Genomic DNA, 20953 nt, shown 5'->3' with positions numbered 1-20953 from the left:
CACCGCAAGATCCTGAAACATCTTGAAAAGAGCAGGAATTCAGCTGGGAAGAAATATCGCCGGACCTAGCGATCTTGGATTAGCGCAGGACCAATGCTGTCATCCGTCCGTGTTACCCGTCCGGCCGCCCGTCTTCCGCCCGGCCGAGGGGGCGCGCCCGGTCGGCCGGGCGCGGCTCGGATCCGGGCGGCGGACGAAGCCCCGTGTCGGACCACATCCGTCCGATCCCTTGGGGATGGCGGATGCGGGCTTCGCTCGAGCGCCGCGCCGGCTTGCCGATACGGACACCGCTTCGCGATCGAGCGGAGCCCGCATCAGGCGTTGTGCGTCACCGTCAGGGTCTGCGCGGCCTTCGCCTGATCCGCGGAGGGCCGGGCGTGGAACCAGGCGCCGCCGAGATGGGGAGCCCAGGACACCACGCCTTTGGTGTTCACCAGATAGGCGAGCTCGGTCCGGTTCTTGGCCTGGAGCTTCTTCATGATGTTGCGCACATGCACCTTCACCGTGTTGGTGCACATGTTGAGCTCATAGGCGATCACCTTGTTCGGCTTGCCGATCTGCAGGACGCCGAGCACGGCCGCCTCGCGCTCCGTCAGCCGGACCGACCCGCGTCCGCGCGCCTCCGCGGCCGGAGGCGCGGGGGGCGTGCAGACGATCCCGGACGGGACGAAGCAGCCGCCGGCCAGCACCAGGGCGATGGCGCTCTGGGCCACCTTCACGGAACTCGTCATCGGGATGAATCCGCTGAGCCCCCGTCGCATCGCCTCGGTGACCTGATGGTAATCCTCGAGTTCCGACAGAAGGACGATCGGAACGCCGGGACTGACGCTGACGAGGGTATCCAGCTCGCTCTCCATCTGGGCGATGCTGCGATGGGTCGCCGCGATCACGATGACGGAGGCCGGGGGCCGTTCCGTCGCGGCCTTCTGCCAAAGTCCGACGCTGCAGAAGCCCAGGACCTGGGGGGCGTCGGCACTTTTCTGGATCTGGGAGATCAAGCTCTCCCGGAACAGGACCCGGGGGTCGATGATGACGACCGTGGATTGTTCAGCCCTCGCAACGGAAATGCCCGATTCGATTGCGACGAGTGACATAGTCAGCCCTCCCATGCGGTCTTCGGCATGCGCCGACTCCAGCGCCACTCGTGAGATCCGAGATGTGTGCCGCGACGATTTGATTAGCTACATTGGGATTGTGCGGATTACAAGCGATTACTTAACGATCGTTTCAGTATTAATCTTTGATAGAATATCGGTAGTTTTTCGACTTCCGGAATAGGGAATTACCGGTCTCCTTCGGGATCGATCGTGGAAAGCCGGCTCCGAATGCTCTGCTGAAACCTTGTGGGCGCTGGCCTCGGCGCGCGCAGGCTCCCCACTGGCGGCTGTGAGCTGTCCTCCATGAGCCACAGGGGGAGCGGACGGTACGGTTCCCAAGCGGCAACGCTCACGGTCTCCTACGTCTGTTGACCGAGGATCGCCTGCGTCCGTCGAGCAGATCCCGATGAAAAAGGAGGCCATTCTTTAGCGAAAAGGAATTAGTTTCACCGGTTTTGGACGCATTCGCGGTATCATCCAGCTTGAAAACCTTAGTTTTGAATTCTTGTGTTTTGTTTTTTACTTGCTCTCATGGCTCGCATCGGAGCTTGGGTGCGGACAACGCGTCATGTTGGCCAGTCACGGCACATCGTCGAACGGTCGTCCTCGTGAACCCGGACGCGCGGGCGCGGCGGGGCGGCCATGAGGATCGGCTGGCGCTTCCTCGGTCTCTGGGCCTTTGCCGCCGCCGCGACCGCCTATGCCCTCTCGCCCGGCTCCGAGGAGCAGCTCGCGATGCTGGCGCGGGACGGGCGAACCAGCGAGGCTGCGAGCGAGTTGGCGCGGCTCCTCGCCCTGGGACGCCGGGATCCGGCCTTCCTCGCGGCGGCCGCGCGCGCCCTCGAGTCCACCGGCAACCGGGGGCTCGCGGAGGATCTCCTCGAGCGGTACCTGGTGGAGCGGCCCGGGGACGTGCAGGTCCTGGAATGGCTCGCCAATCTCTACCGGGCGTCCGACGACCGTCCGGCCGCCACCCGTACCCTGGTGACCCTGGTGGCCCTGGCCCCGACCCGGCCGCGCCTGTGGGCGCTCCTCGACCTCTACCGGGCCCAGGAGCGCCTCGACGAGGAGCGCGAATTCCTGAAGGGCATCGTCGACGAGACGCTGCTGCGGCCCGTGGACGTCGAGCGCCTGGGCATTCTCCTGTCCTGGGCCGGGGAGCGCGCGGCGGCGTTGGACGCCCTGCGCCGGGCCGACGCGCTGATGCCGGCCACGCAGGAGATCGGTCGGATCGTCCTGTTCGACCTCCTTCTCGCCGAAGGCCTGCGGGAGGAGGCCGCCGAGCGCGCCGGCCATTGGGTCGCCGATTGGCGCGACAAGCCCTGGCTCGGCGTTCACGTGGTGCGCCGGATGGCGGCGCGGGGGGACCCGGCTTCCGCCGTCGCCCTCGGCGCGCAGGTGATCGCCCTCAGCCCGGCGACGCGCTTCTACCTGGCGCGGGTGGTGGCCGAGGACGGGAGCCGGCGCATCGCCACTATGCTCCTCGAAGACTGGGCGCAGGGCGGTCCACAGCCTTCCTCCGACGCGGTGGCCGGCTACGTGGCGGCCGCCTATGCGGTGGGAGACGTCGCGGCGCTCTGGCGCAAGGCCTCGCGGATCCTCGCCGAACCCGGCTGGTACGAGGCGCAGATCGCGATCGTGGAAGCCCTGGCCCTGCGCTACGGCCTCGATGCGATCGCGCCGCTGCGGCCCCGCCTGCCCTGGGCCGCCCTGCAGCGCCAGCCCCTGTTCGCCGCGCGGCTGGCGCTGCACGAGGGCAACCCGTTCCTGGCCCGCCGCGTCCTCGAATCCGTCGATCCGGAGACCCTGACCGCTCCGGCCCGGATCGAGTGGGTGGCGCTCGTCAGCCTGATCTCCGGCGACGCGGCGGCCCTGGCGGCCCTGGGCGATCTCCTGCGCCGGGGCCGGCTCCCGACCGACCTGCTCCCGGTCCAGCTGCGGCTGGCCGAGCGCCTCGGCCATGGCGGAGAGCAGCGCCTCGGCCTCGACGCCCTGCGTCGAAGCGCCCTCGCCCCGGCGACCATCGCGCGGCAGGCGCAGGCCCAGCAGGCGCAGGTTCAATCCACAGCGAAGGCCGGGCACGACGCCCGGAGGGTGGAGTGAGCGGCGCCCCGACGACACCCCGATCACCGGGCCGATCACCGGGGCGAATCCCACGAACACGCCGAATCCCACGAACTCAAGGAGCCGAGGTCATGTCGAGATGCCGAGCCGTCGCCTTCGCGGTGCTCACCCTTCTGGCCGGTCGGGCGGCCCTGGCCGAGGGCGGGCCGGTCCTCCGCGCCGGGGACCGGCTCAAGATCACCTTCTATGAGACCATGGAGATCCCCAATCCGGCGCCCGGCGACAAGGGCCAGTCCGCGGGCGCCGCCGCGGTGATCCAGACCTTCTACCAGCGGGTGGACCTCTCGGGCGAATACGCCGTCGAACAGGGTGGCGCCCTCTCGCTGCCGTTCTTCGGCTTCGTCCCGGCGGCCGGAAAGCCCCTGGAGACGCTCAAGACCGACCTGATGGGCGTCTTCGAGACCGCCTTCGGCCGGCACGGCGGGGTCACGGTCGGCCTCGTGCAGCGTGCGCCCGTCTTCGTCGTGGGGTCCGTCCGCGCGCCGGGTGCCTACCCGTACGCGGGCGGCATGATCGTGCTGCAGGCGGTGGCCCTCGCGGGGGGGCGCGACAAGGATCCCGCCACCCTCTCGGGGGTGGTGGAGACCCTGCGGGAGCGGGAGCGGGAGGACGGTGCCCGCACCCGGCTGAAGCGCGCGCTGGCGCGCAAGGCCGCGCTGACCACGGGACGGATGGGCACGGAGGCGCAGGAGCGGCTTCGGACCCTGGCGGGACCCGAGGAGGCGACGGCTCTGCTGGGCGCCGAAGCGAAGGTGCTGCGCCTGGAGGCGAGCCTCCAGGCCAGCGACGAGGGATCGCGCAAGGCCGCGGCGGACGCCTCCGGCACCGAAGTCGACCTCCTGCGCAAGCGCCTGGAGACCTATGGGGCCCAGATCGCGGCCCGCGGCGACCGGTTGCGCACCATGGAGGCGCTGTTCTCCCGGCAGGTGGTCGAGAGCGAGCGCGTCGCCGACGTCCGCCGCGACTTCATCGACATGGAGGGACGCCGGCGCGACTACGAAGTCGGGATCCTGCAGGCGGAGCAGCGCCAGAGGATGGCCCGCGAGGCCCTGGACCAGGGCAATGCCCGGCACCGCCTCGCCGCCGAGCGCGAGATCGCCCTGATCGATGCCGAGATCGTCTCCGCCGAACGCGCCCTGTCGACGGCCTCCGTCGTGGGCGCGACGATGAGTGCGGGCTGGGCACGCGATCCGGTCCTCGCCTATCGCATCGTGCGCAGCGGGGCCGGCGGCGCACAGGTCCTCTCCGTCACGGAGACCGACACCCTCGAGCCCGGCGACGTGCTCAAGGTCGTGATCGATCCGCGCGCAGACGAGCATCCCCGGAACGCCACGGCCGAGGCGACCCCATCCCGGGCCGACGCGGTACCCTAGCCGTCGGATCGAACGCCGGACGGTCGGCCCTGGCCGGCGGCGGATCGCGGATGGGTCGCCGGGCTTGTCGCCCGCGGCCGGCCGTGGGGCGCGAGCGCCGCCGCGCATGCGGCGGACCGGCGGGCCAGCATCCGCACCGCGCCGAGCCGCCGGCGGAAGGTCTCGGGCCCGGCCTGCGCGATTCGCCGCTCGTCGCAGCCGTCGAGGGTGCGGCAGGCGTCCGAGAGCCCCGTGAAGCCGAGCGTCTCCGCCGATGAGACGCAGCTGTGGACCTCGAAGCGCAGGCCGTTGCGAGCCTCCTCGGTCTCGGCCTCGTACAGGAAGCGCGTGTCCAGTTCCTTCGCGAAGGCCAGGAGGAGGCCGGTGGTGCGCGGCGCGCCGATCAGGGCGACGATCTCGTCGTACGACCATCTCGGTTTTCGATGCGGCGATCGACGAGGCCGGATTCCGCGACCGCCTGGTCGGCGGGCGGCATCGCCCCCGACCCCGAGCACGGCCATTTGTCGACCATCCGGTCGAGGGCGGCCCGGTGGAACGGCTTGCCGATAGGGTCGTCCATCCCGGCCTCCCGGAACATCCGGATCTGCTCGGGCAGGACGTTGGCCGTCATGGCGATGATCGGCGCCGCCAGGCGTTCGGCTTCGTTGGATGCGATCGGCGACCTGCGCGTGCGCTCGCCTGGAGCGGAGCCGTGACCGGGCAGGCCACGCATCAACCTCGTCGACGAAAGTCGGTCCACGAGACTTTGCGGGAGAGGCGTCCCGGCGGCACGTGGGAGCCCGGAGCGATGTCCGGGCTTCACGCTTTGGAGGGGCTCCCCCCAACTGCTCTACACCGTAGCGAAATCGGGTTAGTGCGCGCGTCCCTTGGATGCGGCCGCTAAGCCCACCATGGCGGTTGCTATGAAGTCTTAAAAATCCGTTAATCCTTCCTGAGGCCACAATATTCGTCAGCGACAAATTCAATTTCAATCGGAAAGTTTAGGAGGGCGCAATGCTTGAGGTCGTTCCGGACCGGGCAGATCATCATCTGAGATCTTCGGAATCCGCGCATGCGTTGCATCTCTACGACGCGGCATCCGAGCGCCTGGCGCCGCAGATCACCTCGACGCCGGCGATCAAGCAGGCGGTGGTGATGGCTGGCGGCAAGGGGACGCGGCTCCATCCCTACTCGGCGCTGTTCCCCAAGCCCCTGATGCCGCTCAACGACATGCCGGTCCTGGAGCTGCTGCTGCGCCAGATGAAATGCGCGGGCATCACCGACGTGATCCTGGCGGTGAACCACCTCAGTCACCTGCTGGAGGCGTTCTTCCGGGACGGCGAGCGTCTGGGCCTCAACATCCGCTACCGGCTGGAGGACCAGCCCCTCGGCACCGCCGGCGCCCTCGGCGCCATGCTGGACGACCTCGACGAGGCCTTCTTCGTCACCAACGGCGACCTTCTCACGACCCTCAACCTGAAGAACATGATGGCGGCCCATCGGGAGGCCGGGGCCGACATCTCGATCGGCGTGTTCGAGCGCGAGGTGAAGATCGATTTCGGCCTGATCGAGATCGACGAGCGCAGCCGCATGACGGCCTATCGCGAGAAGCCGAAGAGCACGCACTTCGTCAGCATGGGCGTCTACGCCCTGTCGCGGGAGGCGGTGCGCCAGCACCTCGTGCCCAACACCTTCCTCGACATGCCCAACCTCATCGCCCAGGTGAAGGCGGCCGGCGGCGACGTGGCCTGCTTCCACGAGGATTGCGTCTGGCTCGACATCGGGCGTCCCGACGACTTCGCCCTCGCCCAGCAGATGTTCGTCTCGGATCGCAGCCTGTTCCTGGCCTCGTGACCCGATGTCGTCGCACCAGCCGGGTGGCGGCATCCTGATCAGCGGCGCGGGGGGCTTCATCGGCCGGGCCCTCGCCACGCATCTCGACGGGCGCGGACTGCCCGTCGCGACGGTCGGCACCCGGCGGGATGTCCGGGCCGAGCACTGGACCGTGGCGCCCGGGCACTGGAGCGTCGCGACCTGGGGGAAGGCCCTCGACCACTTCCGGCCCGCCACGGTGTTCCACCTCGCCGGCGCGACGCAGGGGACGCCCGAGGGGTTGCAGGCGGTCAATCTCGGCCTGGCCCAGGCGCTCTTCGCCGCCCTGCGCCGCACCGGGCTGCGCCCGACCGTCATCCTGGCGGGAAGCGCCGCCGAGTACGGCGAGGCCGTGGTCGACGGGGTTCCGGTGCGGGAAGACGCGCCCTGCGCACCGCTCACGGCCTACGGCCGGAGCAAGCTCGCCCAGACCCGGGCCGCCCTCACCTTCGCGGCCGAGACCGGAATCCGCGTGCTCGTGGCGCGGATCTTCAACCCGATCGGGCGGGGATTGCCCGGCCATCTCGCGCTGGGCGACTTCGCCCGCCAGATCGACGCGTTCGGTGCCGGCGGCGGAACCCTCGTCACCGGCGACATCGAGGTCTGCCGTGACATGCTCCTCGTCGAGGATGTCGCCTGGGCCCTCGCCGAGCTCGCCGCCAATCCGGCGGCCTCCGGGGTGGTCAACCTGTGCACCGGCGTCCCCACCCGCATCGGCGACCTCCTGGAGGGCATGATCCTGGCCTCCGGCAAGCCGATCACGATCGCCCATGACCCGGCCCGGCTGCGCCGCGGTGAGCGCCGGGTCATCGTCGGCTCGCCCGACGCCCTGGCCGCCCTCGGCGCGAAGCCGCCGCGGCGCGACCTGCGCCAAGCCGCCGGTACGATGCTGACGGCGCCCCTGCGCGCCGCCTGAGCCTGCCGTCCTTCCAGCCTTCAGGAGTCCACCCATGTGCGGAATCGTCGGAATCGTCGGCCGCGAGGCGGTTGCGGGGCCCGTGGTCGAGGCGCTGCGGCGCCTGGAGTACCGGGGTTATGATTCCGCCGGAATGGCCACCCTGGAGGCGGGTCGGCTGGAGCGGCGCCGGGCCGAGGGCAAGCTCGTCAACCTCCAGCTCAAGCTGATCCAGTCGCCGCTCACCGGCCCCATCGGGATCGGCCACACCCGGTGGGCGACCCACGGGCGGCCCAACGAGACCAACGCCCATCCGCACGCCACCGCGCGCCTGGCGGTGGTCCATAACGGCATCATCGAGAACTTCCGCACGCTCAAGCGGCGGCTGGAGGCCGACGGCGTCGCCTTCGAGACCGAAACCGACACCGAGGTCGTGGCCCAGCTGGTGAGCTGGCACATGGAGCGCGGCCTGGACCCGGTGGAGGCGGTGGCCACCACCCTGCCCCAGCTGCGCGGCGCCTTCGCCCTCGCCTTCCTCTTCGCCGGCGAGACCGACCTGCTGATCGGGGCCCGCCACGGCGCTCCCCTGGCGGTAGGGTTCGGCGCGGGCGAGACCTATCTCGGGTCGGACGCCCTGGCGCTGGCCCCGCTGACCGATTCGATCACCTACCTGGAGGACGGCGACTGGGCCGTGCTGACGCGCCAGGGGGCCGAGATCCGGGATGCCGCGGGGGCGCCGGCCACCCGGGCGCGCCAGACCATCGTGACGCAGAACTACCTGGTCGACCGCGGCAACCACCGCCACTTCATGGCCAAGGAGATCCACGAGCAGCCCGAAGTGGTGGGCCGGACCCTGGCCCATTACATCGACCTCGCGGCGAGCCGCGTCCGGCTTCCCGTGACGCTGCCCTTCGACTTCGCCGACTTGACGCGCCTGTCCATCACCGCCTGCGGCACGGCCTACTATGCCGGCCTCGTGGCCAAGTACTGGTTCGAGAGCCTGGCGCGCCTGCCGGTCGAGATCGACGTCGCCTCCGAGTTCCGCTACCGCGAGGCCCCGCTGAGCCGGGGCGAGGCCGCCCTGGTGATCTCGCAATCGGGCGAGACCGCCGACACCCTCGCCTCCCTGCGCTACGCCCGCGCCCAGGGTCAGCACATCCTGGCGGTCCTTAACGTGCCGACCTCCACCATGGCGCGGGAATCCGATGTGGTGCTGCCGACCTTCGCCGGACCCGAGATCGGGGTCGCCTCCACCAAGGCCTTCACCTGCCAGCTGACGACGCTCCTGTGCCTCGCCATCGCGGCGGGCCGGGCCCGCGGGCATCTCGACGCCGACGCGGAGCGCCGGCTCGTCGACGCGCTGATCGCCATGCCCGGCCTCCTGGCGCAGGCCCTGCGCCAGGAGGCCGAGATCCAGGGCCTGGCCCAGGAGATCGCGAAGGCCCGCGACGTGCTCTATCTCGGCCGCGGCACCGCCTATCCGCTCGCCCTCGAAGGGGCCCTGAAACTGAAGGAGATCTCCTACATCCACGCCGAGGGCTACGCGGCGGGCGAGCTCAAGCACGGCCCGATCGCCCTGATCGACGAGGCGATGCCGGTCATCGTGATCGCGCCCCACGACGCGGTGTTCGAGAAGACGGTGTCGAACATGCAGGAGGTCGCCGCGCGCGGGGGACGGATCGTCCTCATCGGCGATGCCACCGGGGCGGCCGCGCACGGCCTGGATACCCTGGCGACGGTGATGATGCCGGAGGTCGAACCGGTGGTGGCTCCGATCCTCTACGCCGTCCCGATCCAGCTCCTGGCCTACCACGCGGCCGTGACCATGGGGAAGGACGTCGACCAGCCCCGCAACCTCGCCAAGTCCGTTACCGTGGAGTGACCGTCACGGGGTCGGCCCCCAGGGGAACGGCCCGTCCCGGGGCTTGCGCCGTTCTGGCATACCAGACCCGCGCCCGGCGAAGTGGTGCCGGCCGGAGGACCCGTTAGGAAGGACGGACGCTTTCCTCCCAGAGGCGAACACCTCCACCCGCCCGGCTCCGGCCGCGGCGGGTTTCTTGTGCGGGCGTCAGGATTTCGGAACCGGTTTGTCGACCTTGGGGTGGCGCGGCTTGACCCTGGCGTAACGGGTCGCGGGGGACCGTGAGCCCGCGGGCTGCAGGCGCATGTCGCCGTAATAGTCGTTTCCGCTCGGGCCGAACGATCCGCCGGTCACCACGCCGGGGGTGTCGGGCGCACCCATCAGGCGATCGCGCGGTCCGGCCGCCACGGCCGCGGCGTGGAGCGAGACGCAGAGGAGCAGGCCGGCGGCCGAGATGTAGCGCATGACCGGACCCTAATCCGCCTCCCCTGCACGGAGCCTTAACGAAGCCCTGGCGGGAAGCCGTAGAGCCGGTGCGGATCGTCGACGAAGTACTTCCGCCGCCGCTCCGGGTCCGGAACCCAGTCCGCCATCAGGTCGAGCAGGTCGCCGATGGCGGGCATCGGGCCCCAGGTCGCCACGTGCGGCCGGTCCGAGCCCCAGAAGGGAGCGATCCGGCGCGGCCTCGTTCAGGGCCCGCGCGAACGGGACCGTGTCGGCGTAGGGCGGCCCCGCCGTGGAGGTGCGGGACGCGCCCTGGAACTTCAGCCAGGCGCCGTCGCGCACGAGGTCGACGGGGGTGCGGAAGCCCGGATCCGCGAGGCCCGCGGAGGTGGGGACATGGCCCATGGGATCGCCCATAGGATCGCCCATGGGATCGCCCATAGGATCGCCCATGGGATCGCCCATGGGATCGCCCATGTGATCGATGACCACCGGCACCGGCAGGTCGCGCGCGTCGAGGAGGACCTGCAGGTGCCGGCCCATCTCGCGGGCGAGCTGCCCGTAGGCCTCGACGTCGGCGAGACCGACGCCGCCGCCGACGAGGACGTTGAGGCGGAGCGCCGTCACGCCGGCCTCCTGGAGCGCGGCGAGCGCCCGGTCGGGCAGGCCGAGGGGAATCAAGTCTTGCCCGACCTCCTGTCGATCCGCGCAGGCCTTCTCGATGACGCCCGGCCCGGAGAAGCCCGGCCGGCTCCTCCGGGCCCACCCGCGTTCAGGGCCGCCGCCGCGGCTGGAGGTTCAGGGCTTCAGTTCTGTTGCGGCGGCTGCTGAGCCCCGCTCGGCTGCTTGTCTTTCTTGTTCGCCTTGCTGTGCCCGACGGCGCAGCCGGCGGCGGCGCCCATCTTTCCATGCCCGGCCATGTGTCCGGCGACGCCGCCGACGACCGCCCCCTTGATGCAGCCCTTGGCCTCCGCCTGGCCCGCGAGGGCGATGAGACCCAGGGCGAGGCCGGCCGTCCAGGCGAGACTGGTCTTCACGGATGACGCCTTGTTCATGGATGATTCCTCCGATTGCCGTGAGCGTCCAACCGGATGCGGGATCGGCGTGTTCCGGCGGGGAACGGAGACGGGACGGATCGGCGACGGCGCGAAAGGCTGTGGTCCGGGCCGGCCGCGCCCATTGCCGGCAACCGTTCGTCCGCCACATGAGGCGTATGGCCAGCGATCTTGAGCACGAACGGCATCGCCGTCCCGATGAGATTTCCCTGCCGACCCTGAACGAGGCCACCCGGCTCCGTCTCGGCCGTCAGCTGCAAGCCCTCTACGAGCCCGTCATCGACGAGCCCCTCGACCCGCGGCTCGCCGAGCTGATGGTCCAGCTCGACGCGGACCGGGACGCCTCCATCGGCCCCGGTCGATCCGCCTGACCCGTCGACCGCATCCGGCACGGTCCCGACGTCCGGCCGTCACATACAACTTCTATGACCCGATCCGAGCTTCCCGATCCCGTCCGGTCCGGGCCCGGGATTCCCGGGGCCCGGAGCCTCTGGACCGGGAGCGGCACCGGGCACCGGAGACGACACCATGGCGAAGACGCTGAGATCCTGGACGACGGCCCTGTGCCTCCTGTCGCCCCTCCCGGCCGCGGCGCAGTCGGCGCAGACCCTCGCCGCCCTGAAGGGGCTCGCGCCCGTCAGCGCCCTGGGCGCGAGCGAGACGGGACGGGCCGCCCTCGATGCCAACCTGACGGTCACGGGCGCGATTCAGGCCGGGACCGGCGCGGTGCCCTTCCTGTTGCCGCTCCGCGATCAGCGTCAGCTCGCCCTGCGCGATTCCTTCATCACCGACGGAAACGCGACGGAACTCGCCGACGGGCTCGGCAGCAGGCTCGGCGGCGTCTACCAGGCCAAGGCCCGCTACGCCGCCGACGAGACCTTCACCAACGTGGCGCCGTCCGTCGCCGACCTCCTCGGCTACACCAACCACGTCGCCAAGTCCGACTCGAACGCGGGCAAGTACTTCTTCGCGAACGCCACCACCAACGGCAAGGCGCCGGTCTCGGAGGCCGCCGCCGTCCTCCTGACGGAGCGCGGCGGCACGACGGACGTGTTCGGCAAGGCCTATGGCCGACCCGCCGGGACGCCGGGGAGCGATGCCCACGGCGATGCCCGTCCGTTCCAGACCCTGCCGAGCCTGTTCGCCTATCGCGGCACCGACTACTTCGGCCGGCCATCCCACAGCCTGGACTGGCTGCGCGGCCCGCGCATGAACCTGCTCGACAGCCCTTCGTATCCGAGCGGGCACACCACCTACGGCTACACCGAATCCGTCGTGCTCGCGATCCTGGTGCCGGAGCGCTACCAGCAGATGATCACCCGCGCCGCCGAGTACGGCACCAACCGCATCGTCGTCGGGGCGCATTACGCCATGGATGTGCTGGGCGGACGGGCGGTCGCCCTGCACGCGGTCGCCCATCTCCTGGCCAACGATCCCGCCTATGTGGGCCAGATGCGTCGCAACCCGGCGGTGGTCGCCGAGATGGGCCGCGAGACCCGCGCGGCCGTGACGATCCCCGATTATCGGGCGGCCGTCGAAGCCGCCCGCACGGACCTGACCGCCTTCCTGAAAGACGCCTGCGGCGGCACCGTCGCAGCCTGCGCGAGCGCCGATACCGGACGCTTCCGCGATGCCGCCGCCAACGCGGCCCTCTACGACGCGACCCAGACCTACGGCCTGCCCGTCGTGCATCCGCAGCGGGTGGGCACGACGGACGATGTCGGCCGGCTCGCGCCGGAGGCCGGACACCTGCTCACGGCCGCCTTCCCGGTGCTCAGCCTCGCGGAGGCCAACGCGATCCTGACGGAGACCCAGGGACCGGGCGGCGGGTTCCTGGACGACGGATCGGCCTTCGGCATCTATGCGCGTCTCGATCTCTACGCCGCCGCCGGCAAGGCGGCCGCCCTGGCCGCCGCCAAGCAGGCCCCGTCTCCGGCCCCCCGGTGAGACCGGCGGACGGGGCTCGCCGGGGGACCGGCGACGGCCCCGGGCCTCAAGGGTCGGCCGCGGCGACCAGCCAGGCACAGAACGCGCGGACCGAGGGGTCGTCCGCGCGGGCCTCCGGCACGTAGGTGAAGTAGCTTCGGGCCGGCAGGGAGGGGCCGGCGAAGGGGCAGGTCAGCCGGCCGGCCGCGACGTCGTCGGCGATCAGCCGCTCGGGCCCCATCGCCACGCCGAGGCCGTCGAGGGCGGCCTGGAGCGTGAGGTAGAAATGCTCCAGCGTCACCGAGGCCCGCGGCTCCAGGCCCGGCACCCCGGCGGCCTCCAGCCATTGCGGCCAGACCTGGGGCAGCGTCGCCGCGTGCAGCAGCGTGTGACCCCGGAGCTGTCCCGCCTCCGTGAGCGGCAGGCGCCGCAGCAGGGTGGGACTGCAGACGGGGATGCGGCGCTCGGTGAGGAAGGGGCGCCCGATATGGCCCGTCCGCCGGTCGGGCCCACCCCGGATGGCGACGTCGAAGGGCTCGGCCAGGTTGGCCAGGGGCACGTTCGAGGTGGTCAGGCGCACCTCCACGGCGGGATTGGCGCGCTGGAACCCGGAGAGCCGCGGGATCAGCCAGCGCAGGGTGAAGGTCGCCAGCGCGTTCACGCGGAGCAGGCGTGGCCGTCCGCGCTCCACCTGTCGCGTCGTCGCGAGGGCGATGCGGTCCAGGGCGGCGCCGATCTCGGCGAGGTAGCTCGCGCCCGCCTCCGTCAGGACCACGCGGCGGTTGTGCCGCTCGAAGAGGGGCTGGCCGAGCCAGGCTTCGAGCGCCTGGACGTGCCGGCTCACCGCCCCGTGGGTGACGCGCAACTCCTCGGCGGCCCGGGTGAAGCTGGCATGGCGCCCGGCGGCCTCGAAGGCCTTCAGCGCGTTCAGGGGCGGCAGGCGACGCAGCATGGGTCAGGTTTCCTCACGCGAGCGTCAGCATAAGGCGTTTGTCAGCCGCGGACGAGCGGGTGATCCTGCGTCGGCAAACCAGGATCAGTCCCGCATGTCGTCCGCACAGGACCTGAGCGCTCCGTTTCGAACGTCCGTCGTCGGCGCCCCGCCCCGCCCGGGGGCGCGGCGGACGCTGGCGGCCGTCGGCCTCAACCACGCCCTGCACGACGGCTACACGGACCTGATCTACGTGCTCCTGCCGGTCTGGCAGGCGGAGTTCGCCCTCGGCTACGCCGCCCTCGCCCTGCTGCGCAGCCTGTACAACGGTGCCCTCGCCGCCCTGCAGATGCCGTCGGCCCAGCTTGCGGCCCGGTTCGGCGCGCGGCGGGTGCTGGTGCTCGGGACCCTGCTGAGCGCCGGCGGCTATGCCCTGGCCGGCCTCTCGGGGAGCCTGGCCGGCCTCTGCCTGGCCCTGACCCTCGGGGGCATCGGCAGCAGCACCCAGCATCCCCTGGCCTCCGCGGTGATCGCCCGCGCCTACGGCCGCTCGGCCCGCGGCCCGCTCGGCACCTACAACTTCACGGGCGACCTCGGAAAGGCCAGCGTGCCGCCCCTGCTCGGCCTGCTGCTGTCGCTGATGGACTGGCGCTCGGCGCTCTGGCTCATCGCCGCCCTGGGCCTCGCGGTGGCGCTCGGCCTCCTGCGCCTGCTGCCGCGTGATCCCGCGTCACGGGACGGGGGGGCGGCCGGATCGCCGCGGGCCGCTGCGCCCGGCGGGACCGGAGGCGCCGGCTTCGGGCTGCTCGTGGCCATCGGCACCCTCGACAACGCCGCGCGCCCGGCCTTCCTCCTCTACCTGCCCTTCCTGCTTCAGGAGAAGGGCGCCGGCCTGACCCTGGTGGGTTTCGCCCTCTCGGCGGTGTTCATCGGAGGCGCCCTCGGCAAGGCCGTCTGCGGGCGGTTCGGCGAGCGCTTCGGCGTGACCCGGACCGTCATCCTGACCGAGACGGGCACGGCGCTGGCGATCCTGGCCGTGACCGTGCTCCCGCTCTGGCCGGTCCTGGCACTCCTGCCGGTCCTCGGCATCATGCTGAACGGGACCTCTTCCGTGCTCTACGGCACGGTGCTGGAGCTGGCGCCGGGGGGGCAGGTCGAGAGGGCCTTCGCGGTCTTCTACACCTGGACCCTGGGCGGCAGCGCCCTGGCGGCCCCCCTGCTCTACGGGCCGCTGGGCGATGCGGCCGGGCCCCGCGTCGCGATGCTCGCCGCCGCCGCGACGGCGCTGGCCGTCGTACCGCTCATGGTCGTCCTGTCGCCCCGCCTCGCCGCCGGCGCCTCCCCGGCCGCGGAGCCGCGCTGACGGGCGGGCGCGGTCCCGCCTTGTCCGGTCCGGGGGCTCGAGACCGCTCAGGGCGCCGGGGGCGCCTGGATCGTCCAGGGTTGGTCGAACACGTATTCCTCCAGGTTCGTGCCCAGCCCGCCGCGGTCGACCACGAGAAAGTCCTGGGGGGCGCCGACGGGGGTGAGCACCCCGTGCCACGTCCCGATGGCGTAGCAGACGCCCTGCCCCGGCGCCGTGACGAAGGCCCGCGGCCGGCCGGGGCGACCGCCCTCGTCGGGGCAGACCACCACGAGGAACGGCGCCCCATTCAGGGGCAGGAAGGCCTGTGCGCCCAGCGGATGGCGCTCCACGAGGCTGACGGCGAGGGGCAGGCCGTAGGGGTCGGCCTCGACGTAGCCGATCACCACGTGCCCGTCCGCGCCCGCCACATGCACCTGTGCGAGGTCGTGGAAGCGGCGGGCCTTGCCGGCATTCATCGGACGCGGCGCGACGGCGTCCTTGTCGATGACCGTGCCGAACGGGGCGAAGGCCTCCGCCGTCAGCGGCGCGGCGACGATGCGACGGTCGCTCATGGGTTTCCCCGGAGGGGTGCGAGGGATGGATGCCGGTCGACGTCCTTGTGGAGGCGGGACTGGGCGAAGGTCTTGGAGAAGCCCGAGAGGGGGCGGGCCAGCATCCAGGCCTGGGTGTGCTCCCAGAAGGGCAGGACGGAGGTGACGATGTCGCTCATCACGCCCCGGGGGATGACGGCGTAGGCCTCGGTGAACACGGCCCTGCCGGTCATCAGCGCGGTCTGGGGCGGCAGGCCGCCGCAGGGCGGGTTGTCGGGCGAGGCGGTCATCCAGAGGGCTCCGTGCCGGGCAGGTGTGACGAACTTCGCCGGAGCGCGTCAAGACGCCGGGACGCGGACCACGGGCCGTGGCGGTTCGACGGTCCCGTTTCCCAGGGGATGGGAAGCCCTGCCGAGCGCGCCGCGACGGCGTCGGGCCGGGAACCCCCTGGCGTCCGGTCACCGGACCGCTGCAGCAAGACGTTGCGGCACGACTTGCCTATTAGTCCATCAGTTTGCCTATTGCCCTAGCAATTCAAATTTTTATATTGCATAAACTGCCAATAGGATGTCGATATTCGGGTCCAAGAAATAATTCAGCTGATTTGTTCATCGTCTCGTCGTCCGGCCTTGCGCCGCGAAACGCCGAGAAGGGTCCAGATAGAAAAACCGATGCATCCGGCGAGAGGGCAGCCAAAGGCTCACCCCTTCGTCTCCGGTGTTGCTGGGCTTCTGAGCTTGGCGGGGGGCTCTGTGCATGCCCCTTCCTCTCAATGCCCGGACATACGGTCCCGCGTTCGAGGCCGTGTGGATCGCTTGAAAAGTCTGTGTCGGAACACGGCGCCGGTCCTTCGGTGCCGGAGCGGGGAGCGGTACCCATGCGAAGCTACGTCGACGGCGAAATGCGGGATCTCGGAGCGGCCTTCGCTCCGTATTTCGATCCGAAATCCACGGCGATCGTGTCGATCGACCTGCACCGCGGCCATCTCGACGACGATCCCGCCTGCCCCTGTCCGGCACCGCGCGCCCGCGCCATCGTGCCGGCGGTCGATGCGTTTCACGACTCCGCGCGGGCGGCCGGCATCCGGATCATCCACGTCCGGAGCAAGCTGCGTCGGGGCGGAGTCGACGACGTCAACGGCCTCAAGGCGGCCTGGCGCCTCGTCTTCCCCCTGCATGTGGGCGAAATCCCGAACGCCGACGAGCATGCGATCGAGGGGACGCGCTGGAACGCGTTCGTCACCCAGGTGACGGACGACGACCTGATCGTCGAAACCAAGAAGAGGCTCTCGGCCTTCTACCCGACAGACCTCGACTTTCTTCTGCGGAACCTCGGCATCCGCACGGTTGTCTTCGACGGCTGCCTGACCGACTGCTGCGTTCTCAACTCCGCCTTCGATGCGTCGAACCTCGGCTACCACGTCGTGGTGGCCGCCGACCTCGTGGCCGGCACCAGTGCGGCGCTGGAGGACGCGGCCTTGCGCATCGTCGCGACGCATCTCGGCCTCGTCACGGAGGCCGCCGAGATCCTGGCGGCCTGGCGCGTCCGGGCGGCGTGAGGACGCGGTCGGTGACGCCGGGGCCCGGCTTGGCACGGTCGTTGCCATGGCATGTCGGACCAGGTGGTCAAACTTTGGATGCCGCCATGCCTCTGCTTCAGGTTCCCGTCATCGATCTCAGCCCCTACCGCTCGGGTACGCCGGAGGGCAAAGCCGCCGTCGCCGCCCAGGTCGACCAGGCTTGCCGCGACATCGGCTTCCTCGTCGTCTCCGGCCACGGCATTTCGGAAGCGCTGATCGCGCGCACCCACGCGGTGTCGCGCCAGTTCTTCGACCGGCCGCATGCGGAGAAGCTCGCAGTCGACCGGCCCGCCCCGGATCAGGTCCGGGGCTACAGCGCCGTGGGCGGGGAAGGCCTGTCCTTCAGCCTGGACGAGCCGACACCGCCGGACATCAAGGAGTCGCTGTCCATCGGCCCCGTCGACGTGCCGGCGGGCGACCCCTACTACACCAGCGAAGCGGCCGGTCCGCATTTCGCGCCGAACGTCTGGCCCGCCGAGCCTGCCGATCTGAAGGAGGTCTGGAGCGCGTATTTCCGCGCCGTCGACACGCTCGCCCGTGACCTGATGCGCATCTTCGCGCTGGGACTGAAGCTCGACGAGACCCACTTCGACCCGACCATCGACAAGAACATCTCGATGATGCGCGTGCTGCGCTACCCGGCTCAGACCAGCGCGCCGCTGCCCGGTCAGCTCCGCGCCGGTGCCCATTCCGACTATGGCAGCATGACGATCCTGCGCAAGGAACTCGGTGACAAGAGCCTGCAGGTCAAGAACAAGCTCGGCGCGTGGGTCGACGTGCCGGTCATTCCCGGCACCTTCATCGTCAACATCGGCGACCTGATGCAGCAATGGACCAACGATACCTGGTCCTCGACGGTGCACCGGGTGGTCAATCCCGCGTTCGGATCGGAGGACAACGTCGACCGCCTGTCGATCGTGTTCTTCCACCAGCCGAATTACGACGCCGACGTCGCCTGCCTGCCCACCTGCCAGGACGCCGAGCATCCGGCGAAGTATGCCCCGGTGTCCTCCGGGGATCACCTGCGCGCGAAGTTCGTCAAGCAGACGACCTTCGGCAAGGTCGACAAGGCGGCCTGACGTGCTGCCCGACCGCGACGGGGACCACCCCGTCCCGCGCGACCCCGAAGGCGACGCCTTCCGGATCGACACCGTGCCGTGACCACACCCGCGCGCGCCACGCAGACGGCGGCGCGCGCACGACCTTCCCTGTGCCCGCCGATTGCGGCCGCTCATCCCGGAGAACTCGACGCCATGATCCGACCGTTCCTGAAATCGCTGCTGGCCGTAGGCCTCGCGGCCCTCCCCACCCTGCCGGCCGTGGCCGCGCCCTTCAAGCTGAAGGACGAACCCAAGGTCGCCATGGTGATCTTCGGGCAGAAGAACGACGGCGGCTGGTCGCAGGCCGCCGATGAGGCCCGCGTGAAGATGGAAGCGGCGCTGGACATGAAGATCCCGGCGGTGGACGGGGTGAAGGAGAACGCCACGGCGATCCGGCCCGTGGTCGAGCTCTTCATCAAGCGCGGCTACAACATCATCATCGGCACCGCCTTCGGCTATTCCGACACCTTCAAGGAACTGTCCGAGAAGTATCCCGACGTCGCCTTCCTCAACCTGTCGGGCACCACCAACGGGCCGAACCTCGAATCGGTCTACGGGCGCACCTACGAGAGCCAGTATCTCTGCGGCATGGCCGCGGGCGCCGTGTCCAAGACCGGCAAGCTCGGGTTCGTGGCGGCCAATCCCTTCGGCGTCGTGAACTGGACGATCAACGCCTACGAGCTCGGCGCCCGGAAGATGAACCCCAACGCCACGCTCAACGTGGTCTATACCGGCATCTGGAACGATCCGGTGAAGGAGCGCGCCGCGGCCGAGGCCCTGGTCGATCAGGGCGCCGACGTGCTCGGCCAGCACGTGGACACGCCCGCGACCCAGATCGTCGCGCAGGAGCGCGGGATCTACGGCACCGGCCACCACCGCGACATGCGGGAATTCGCCCCCAAGGCGACGGTCTGCTCCTCGGTCTGGACCTGGGACAAGGCCCTGGTGCCCGAGATTCGGAAAATCATGGCCGGCACCTGGGTGCCGGCGCCCAACGGGGCCTTCATGAGCATGGCCAAGGGGGGCACCGACATCGCCTGCTGCGGCGCGGCCGTGCCTCCGGCGGCGGTCAAGGAGATCCTGGCCGAGCGCAAGGCGATCATCGAGGGCAAGCAGATCTATGCCGGCCCCCTCGACGATCGCGACGGCAAGCTGCGGGTGCCGGCTGGACAGGTCCTGAGCGATGCCGACCTCTGGAAGATGGACTGGTTCGTTAAGGGCGTGACCACCCAGAAATGACCGCGCTTCGGCCGGGTCTCGCACCCGGCCGCCCGTCCGCGACCGGCGGACCGATCAACCCCATGGACGGTGCAGCGATGGGCATGGCCCTCGAACTCCTCGGCGTCTCGAAGACCTTCGACGGTTTCCAGGCGCTCGCCAAGGCCGACTTCGCGGTGGAATCCGGCGAGGTTCACGCCCTGCTGGGCGAGAACGGCGCCGGCAAATCCACCCTGATGAACGTGGCGGCGGGGCTCTACCGGCCCGACCAGGGCCGCATCCGCGTGCGGGGCCGCGAGGTCGCGTTGACCGGCCCCGTTGAGGCCCGGCGGCTCGGGATTGGCATGGTCCACCAGCACTACAAGCTCGTCAAAGCCTTCACCGCCGTGGAGAACATCCTGCTGGCGCAGGGGGCCGCCCGCTACGGTGCCGGTCTCGCCGAGGTCGAGGCGGCGATCCGCGCGCAGAGCGAGGCGGTGGGCTTCGCCGTCGATCTCCGGCGGCCGGTCGGCAGCCTGTCGGTGGCCGAGCAGCAGCGCGTGGAGATCCTGAAGGTGCTGGTGGCCGGCGCCGGCATCCTCATCCTCGACGAGCCCACCGCCGTGCTCACCGACCGCGAGGCGGAGGCGCTGCTCACGACCATGCGGGCCCTGGCGCGCAAGGGCGCGGCCGTCGTCCTCGTCACCCACAAGCTCGGCGAGGTGCAGCGCCATGCCGACCGCGTCACCGTGATGCGCGGCGGCGGCATCGTGGCGAGTGCCGATCCGGCGAGCCTCTCGGCGGCCGAGCTCACCACCCTGGTGGTCGGCGCCACGGCGAACCCGGTGCACTGCCCCGCCACCCGGATCGAAGGCCCGGTGCTCGCGGTCGAGGGTCTCGCGGGCACCCGGTCCGACGGGCTGCAGACCCTGTACGGCCTGAACCTCACGATCCGCGCGGGGGAGATCTACGGCCTCGCCGGCATCGGCGGGAACGGTCAGACCGAGCTCGCCGAGATCCTCATGGGGGTCCGGCGCGCCGGGACCGGGCGCATCGCGCTCGCGGGCGACGACGTCACCGGCGCCGGTCCCAAGCTGCGCCGGGCGCGGGGACTGGCCGCGATCCCGGCGGACCGGCAGGTCTACGGTTTGGCCGGCGACCTCTCGGTCGCCGAGAACTATGCGGTGGGCGGCCTGGCCTCCGGGCGCTTCGGCGGCTGGCTGCGGGTCGATCGCGCCGCGATCCGGGCCGCGACCGAGGCCGCCATCGCGGCCTTCGACATCCGGGGCGCCCGCAGCCCCCGCCAGAAGGCCGGCCTGCTTTCGGGCGGCAATGCGCAGAAGCTCGTCATCGCCCGCGAATTCGCCGGCCGGCCCCGCGTCGTCCTCGCCCACTCTCCGGCGCGCGGCCTCGACGTGCGGGCGACGGCCGACATCCACCGGCGCCTGCGCGAGGCCCGCGACGCGGGCGCGGGCGTGCTCCTGATCAGCGAGGATCTCGACGAGGTGATGCTGATGTCGGACCGGATCGGCGTGATAAGCCGGGGCCGGATCGTTCGCGAGTTCGACGCGCCCGCCGACCGGCAGGCCATCGGCGCCGCCATGGTGCACCATGCCTGAGGCTC

The 20953-nt window shown here is 70.7% G+C and carries 18 protein-coding genes and 2 pseudogenes; 12 read left to right on the top strand and 8 right to left on the bottom strand.

Features of this window, described 5'->3' with window-relative positions; genetic code table 11:
* Positions 1–314: 314 nt before the first annotated feature.
* Positions 315–1094, bottom strand: coding sequence for a helix-turn-helix transcriptional regulator (locus tag AC6EUL_RS03960; RefSeq protein ID WP_056215579.1), 780 nt, complete (start codon positions 1092–1094; stop codon positions 315–317).
* A 645-nt stretch (positions 1095–1739) separates the two neighbouring features.
* Between AC6EUL_RS03960 and AC6EUL_RS03955 the strand changes: the two genes are divergently transcribed.
* Positions 1740–3200, top strand: a complete 1461-nt coding sequence (locus AC6EUL_RS03955; RefSeq protein ID WP_499868973.1) for a tetratricopeptide repeat protein — start codon at positions 1740–1742, stop codon at positions 3198–3200.
* Between the two features lie 92 nt (positions 3201–3292).
* Positions 3293–4594: a polysaccharide biosynthesis/export family protein gene (locus AC6EUL_RS03950; protein ID WP_499868971.1), complete on the top strand. Its 1302-nt coding sequence runs from the start codon at positions 3293–3295 to the stop codon at positions 4592–4594.
* On the opposite strand, the gene AC6EUL_RS03945 is transcribed toward AC6EUL_RS03950, so the two are convergent.
* Positions 4591–5094 carry a hypothetical protein gene (locus tag AC6EUL_RS03945; RefSeq protein WP_499868970.1) on the bottom strand — a complete coding sequence of 168 codons (504 nt, stop codon included), beginning with the start codon at positions 5092–5094 and terminating at the stop codon, positions 4591–4593. The two genes, AC6EUL_RS03950 and AC6EUL_RS03945, sit on opposite strands and share 4 nt — an antisense overlap.
* Positions 5095–5650: 556 nt before the next feature.
* Between AC6EUL_RS03945 and AC6EUL_RS03940 the strand changes: the two genes are divergently transcribed.
* The 3 genes from AC6EUL_RS03940 to glmS are packed head-to-tail and all read left to right on the top strand — an operon-like array spanning position 5651 to position 9222.
* A complete protein-coding gene (locus tag AC6EUL_RS03940) occupies positions 5651–6427 on the top strand; it encodes a sugar phosphate nucleotidyltransferase (RefSeq protein WP_244472537.1) in 777 nt (258 codons plus the stop codon).
* Positions 6428–6431: 4 nt separating this feature from the next.
* On the top strand, positions 6432–7361 hold the full coding sequence (locus AC6EUL_RS03935) for an NAD-dependent epimerase/dehydratase family protein (protein WP_056215598.1): 930 nt from the start codon (positions 6432–6434) through the stop codon (positions 7359–7361).
* 34 nt (positions 7362–7395) lie between these two features.
* Positions 7396–9222: a glutamine--fructose-6-phosphate transaminase (isomerizing) gene (gene glmS / locus AC6EUL_RS03930; protein WP_499868967.1), complete on the top strand. Its 1827-nt coding sequence runs from the start codon at positions 7396–7398 to the stop codon at positions 9220–9222.
* 186 nt (positions 9223–9408) lie between these two features.
* Here glmS and AC6EUL_RS03925 read toward each other — a convergent pair whose 3' ends face one another.
* From AC6EUL_RS03925 to AC6EUL_RS03915, 3 genes and pseudogenes are all read right to left on the bottom strand, one after another.
* Positions 9409–9666, bottom strand: a complete 258-nt coding sequence (locus tag AC6EUL_RS03925) for a hypothetical protein (RefSeq protein WP_499868965.1) — start codon at positions 9664–9666, stop codon at positions 9409–9411.
* A 35-nt stretch (positions 9667–9701) separates the two neighbouring features.
* Positions 9702–10335: pseudogene (locus tag AC6EUL_RS03920) on the bottom strand (amidohydrolase family protein); the annotation flags it as partial.
* Between the two features lie 116 nt (positions 10336–10451).
* Complete coding sequence (locus AC6EUL_RS03915; protein WP_056215611.1) at positions 10452–10700, bottom strand: hypothetical protein; 249 nt, start codon at positions 10698–10700, stop codon at positions 10452–10454.
* 158 nt (positions 10701–10858) lie between these two features.
* Here AC6EUL_RS03915 and AC6EUL_RS03910 point away from each other — a divergent pair, with 158 nt between their 5' ends.
* Positions 10859–11071: a hypothetical protein gene (locus AC6EUL_RS03910; RefSeq protein WP_056215615.1), complete on the top strand. Its 213-nt coding sequence runs from the start codon at positions 10859–10861 to the stop codon at positions 11069–11071.
* 157 nt (positions 11072–11228) lie between these two features.
* Positions 11229–12647, top strand: coding sequence for a phosphatase PAP2 family protein (locus tag AC6EUL_RS03905; protein ID WP_499868963.1), 1419 nt, complete (start codon positions 11229–11231; stop codon positions 12645–12647).
* 46 nt (positions 12648–12693) lie between these two features.
* Here the strand turns inward: AC6EUL_RS03905 and gcvA are convergent, their stop codons facing one another.
* Positions 12694–13578 carry a transcriptional regulator GcvA gene (gene gcvA, locus AC6EUL_RS03900; RefSeq protein ID WP_056215621.1) on the bottom strand — a complete coding sequence of 295 codons (885 nt, stop codon included), beginning with the start codon at positions 13576–13578 and terminating at the stop codon, positions 12694–12696.
* 94 nt (positions 13579–13672) lie between these two features.
* Between gcvA and AC6EUL_RS03895 the strand changes: the two genes are divergently transcribed.
* Positions 13673–14920 carry an MFS transporter gene (locus tag AC6EUL_RS03895; protein WP_499868961.1) on the top strand — a complete coding sequence of 416 codons (1248 nt, stop codon included), beginning with the start codon at positions 13673–13675 and terminating at the stop codon, positions 14918–14920.
* Between the two features lie 47 nt (positions 14921–14967).
* Here AC6EUL_RS03895 and AC6EUL_RS03890 read toward each other — a convergent pair whose 3' ends face one another.
* Both AC6EUL_RS03890 and AC6EUL_RS03885 read right to left on the bottom strand, forming a co-directional pair.
* Positions 14968–15474, bottom strand: a complete 507-nt coding sequence (locus tag AC6EUL_RS03890; RefSeq protein WP_056379278.1) for an ureidoglycolate lyase — start codon at positions 15472–15474, stop codon at positions 14968–14970.
* Between the two features lie 59 nt (positions 15475–15533).
* Positions 15534–15743: pseudogene (locus AC6EUL_RS03885) on the bottom strand ((S)-ureidoglycine aminohydrolase); the annotation flags it as partial.
* A gap of 587 nt (positions 15744–16330) precedes the next feature.
* Between AC6EUL_RS03885 and AC6EUL_RS03880 the strand changes: the two are divergent.
* The 4 genes from AC6EUL_RS03880 (at position 16331) to AC6EUL_RS03865 (ending at position 20948) form a co-directional block, all read left to right on the top strand.
* Positions 16331–17011, top strand: coding sequence for a cysteine hydrolase family protein (locus AC6EUL_RS03880; protein WP_056215638.1), 681 nt, complete (start codon positions 16331–16333; stop codon positions 17009–17011).
* An 86-nt stretch (positions 17012–17097) separates the two neighbouring features.
* The gene (locus AC6EUL_RS03875) at positions 17098–18111 is read left to right on the top strand and encodes an isopenicillin N synthase family dioxygenase (RefSeq protein ID WP_499868959.1); all 1014 of its coding nucleotides are present in this window, start codon (positions 17098–17100) and stop codon (positions 18109–18111) included.
* 174 nt (positions 18112–18285) lie between these two features.
* Positions 18286–19371: a BMP family ABC transporter substrate-binding protein gene (locus tag AC6EUL_RS03870; RefSeq protein WP_056379285.1), complete on the top strand. Its 1086-nt coding sequence runs from the start codon at positions 18286–18288 to the stop codon at positions 19369–19371.
* Between the two features lie 62 nt (positions 19372–19433).
* Complete coding sequence (locus AC6EUL_RS03865) at positions 19434–20948, top strand: ABC transporter ATP-binding protein (protein WP_244480054.1); 1515 nt, start codon at positions 19434–19436, stop codon at positions 20946–20948.
* Positions 20949–20953 lie beyond the last annotated feature (5 nt).

Source organism: Methylobacterium sp. 001424705, from assembly GCF_059816145.1.
Note: the sequence above shows the minus strand (reverse complement) of the source record. Positions and strands in the feature narration are given on the sequence as shown.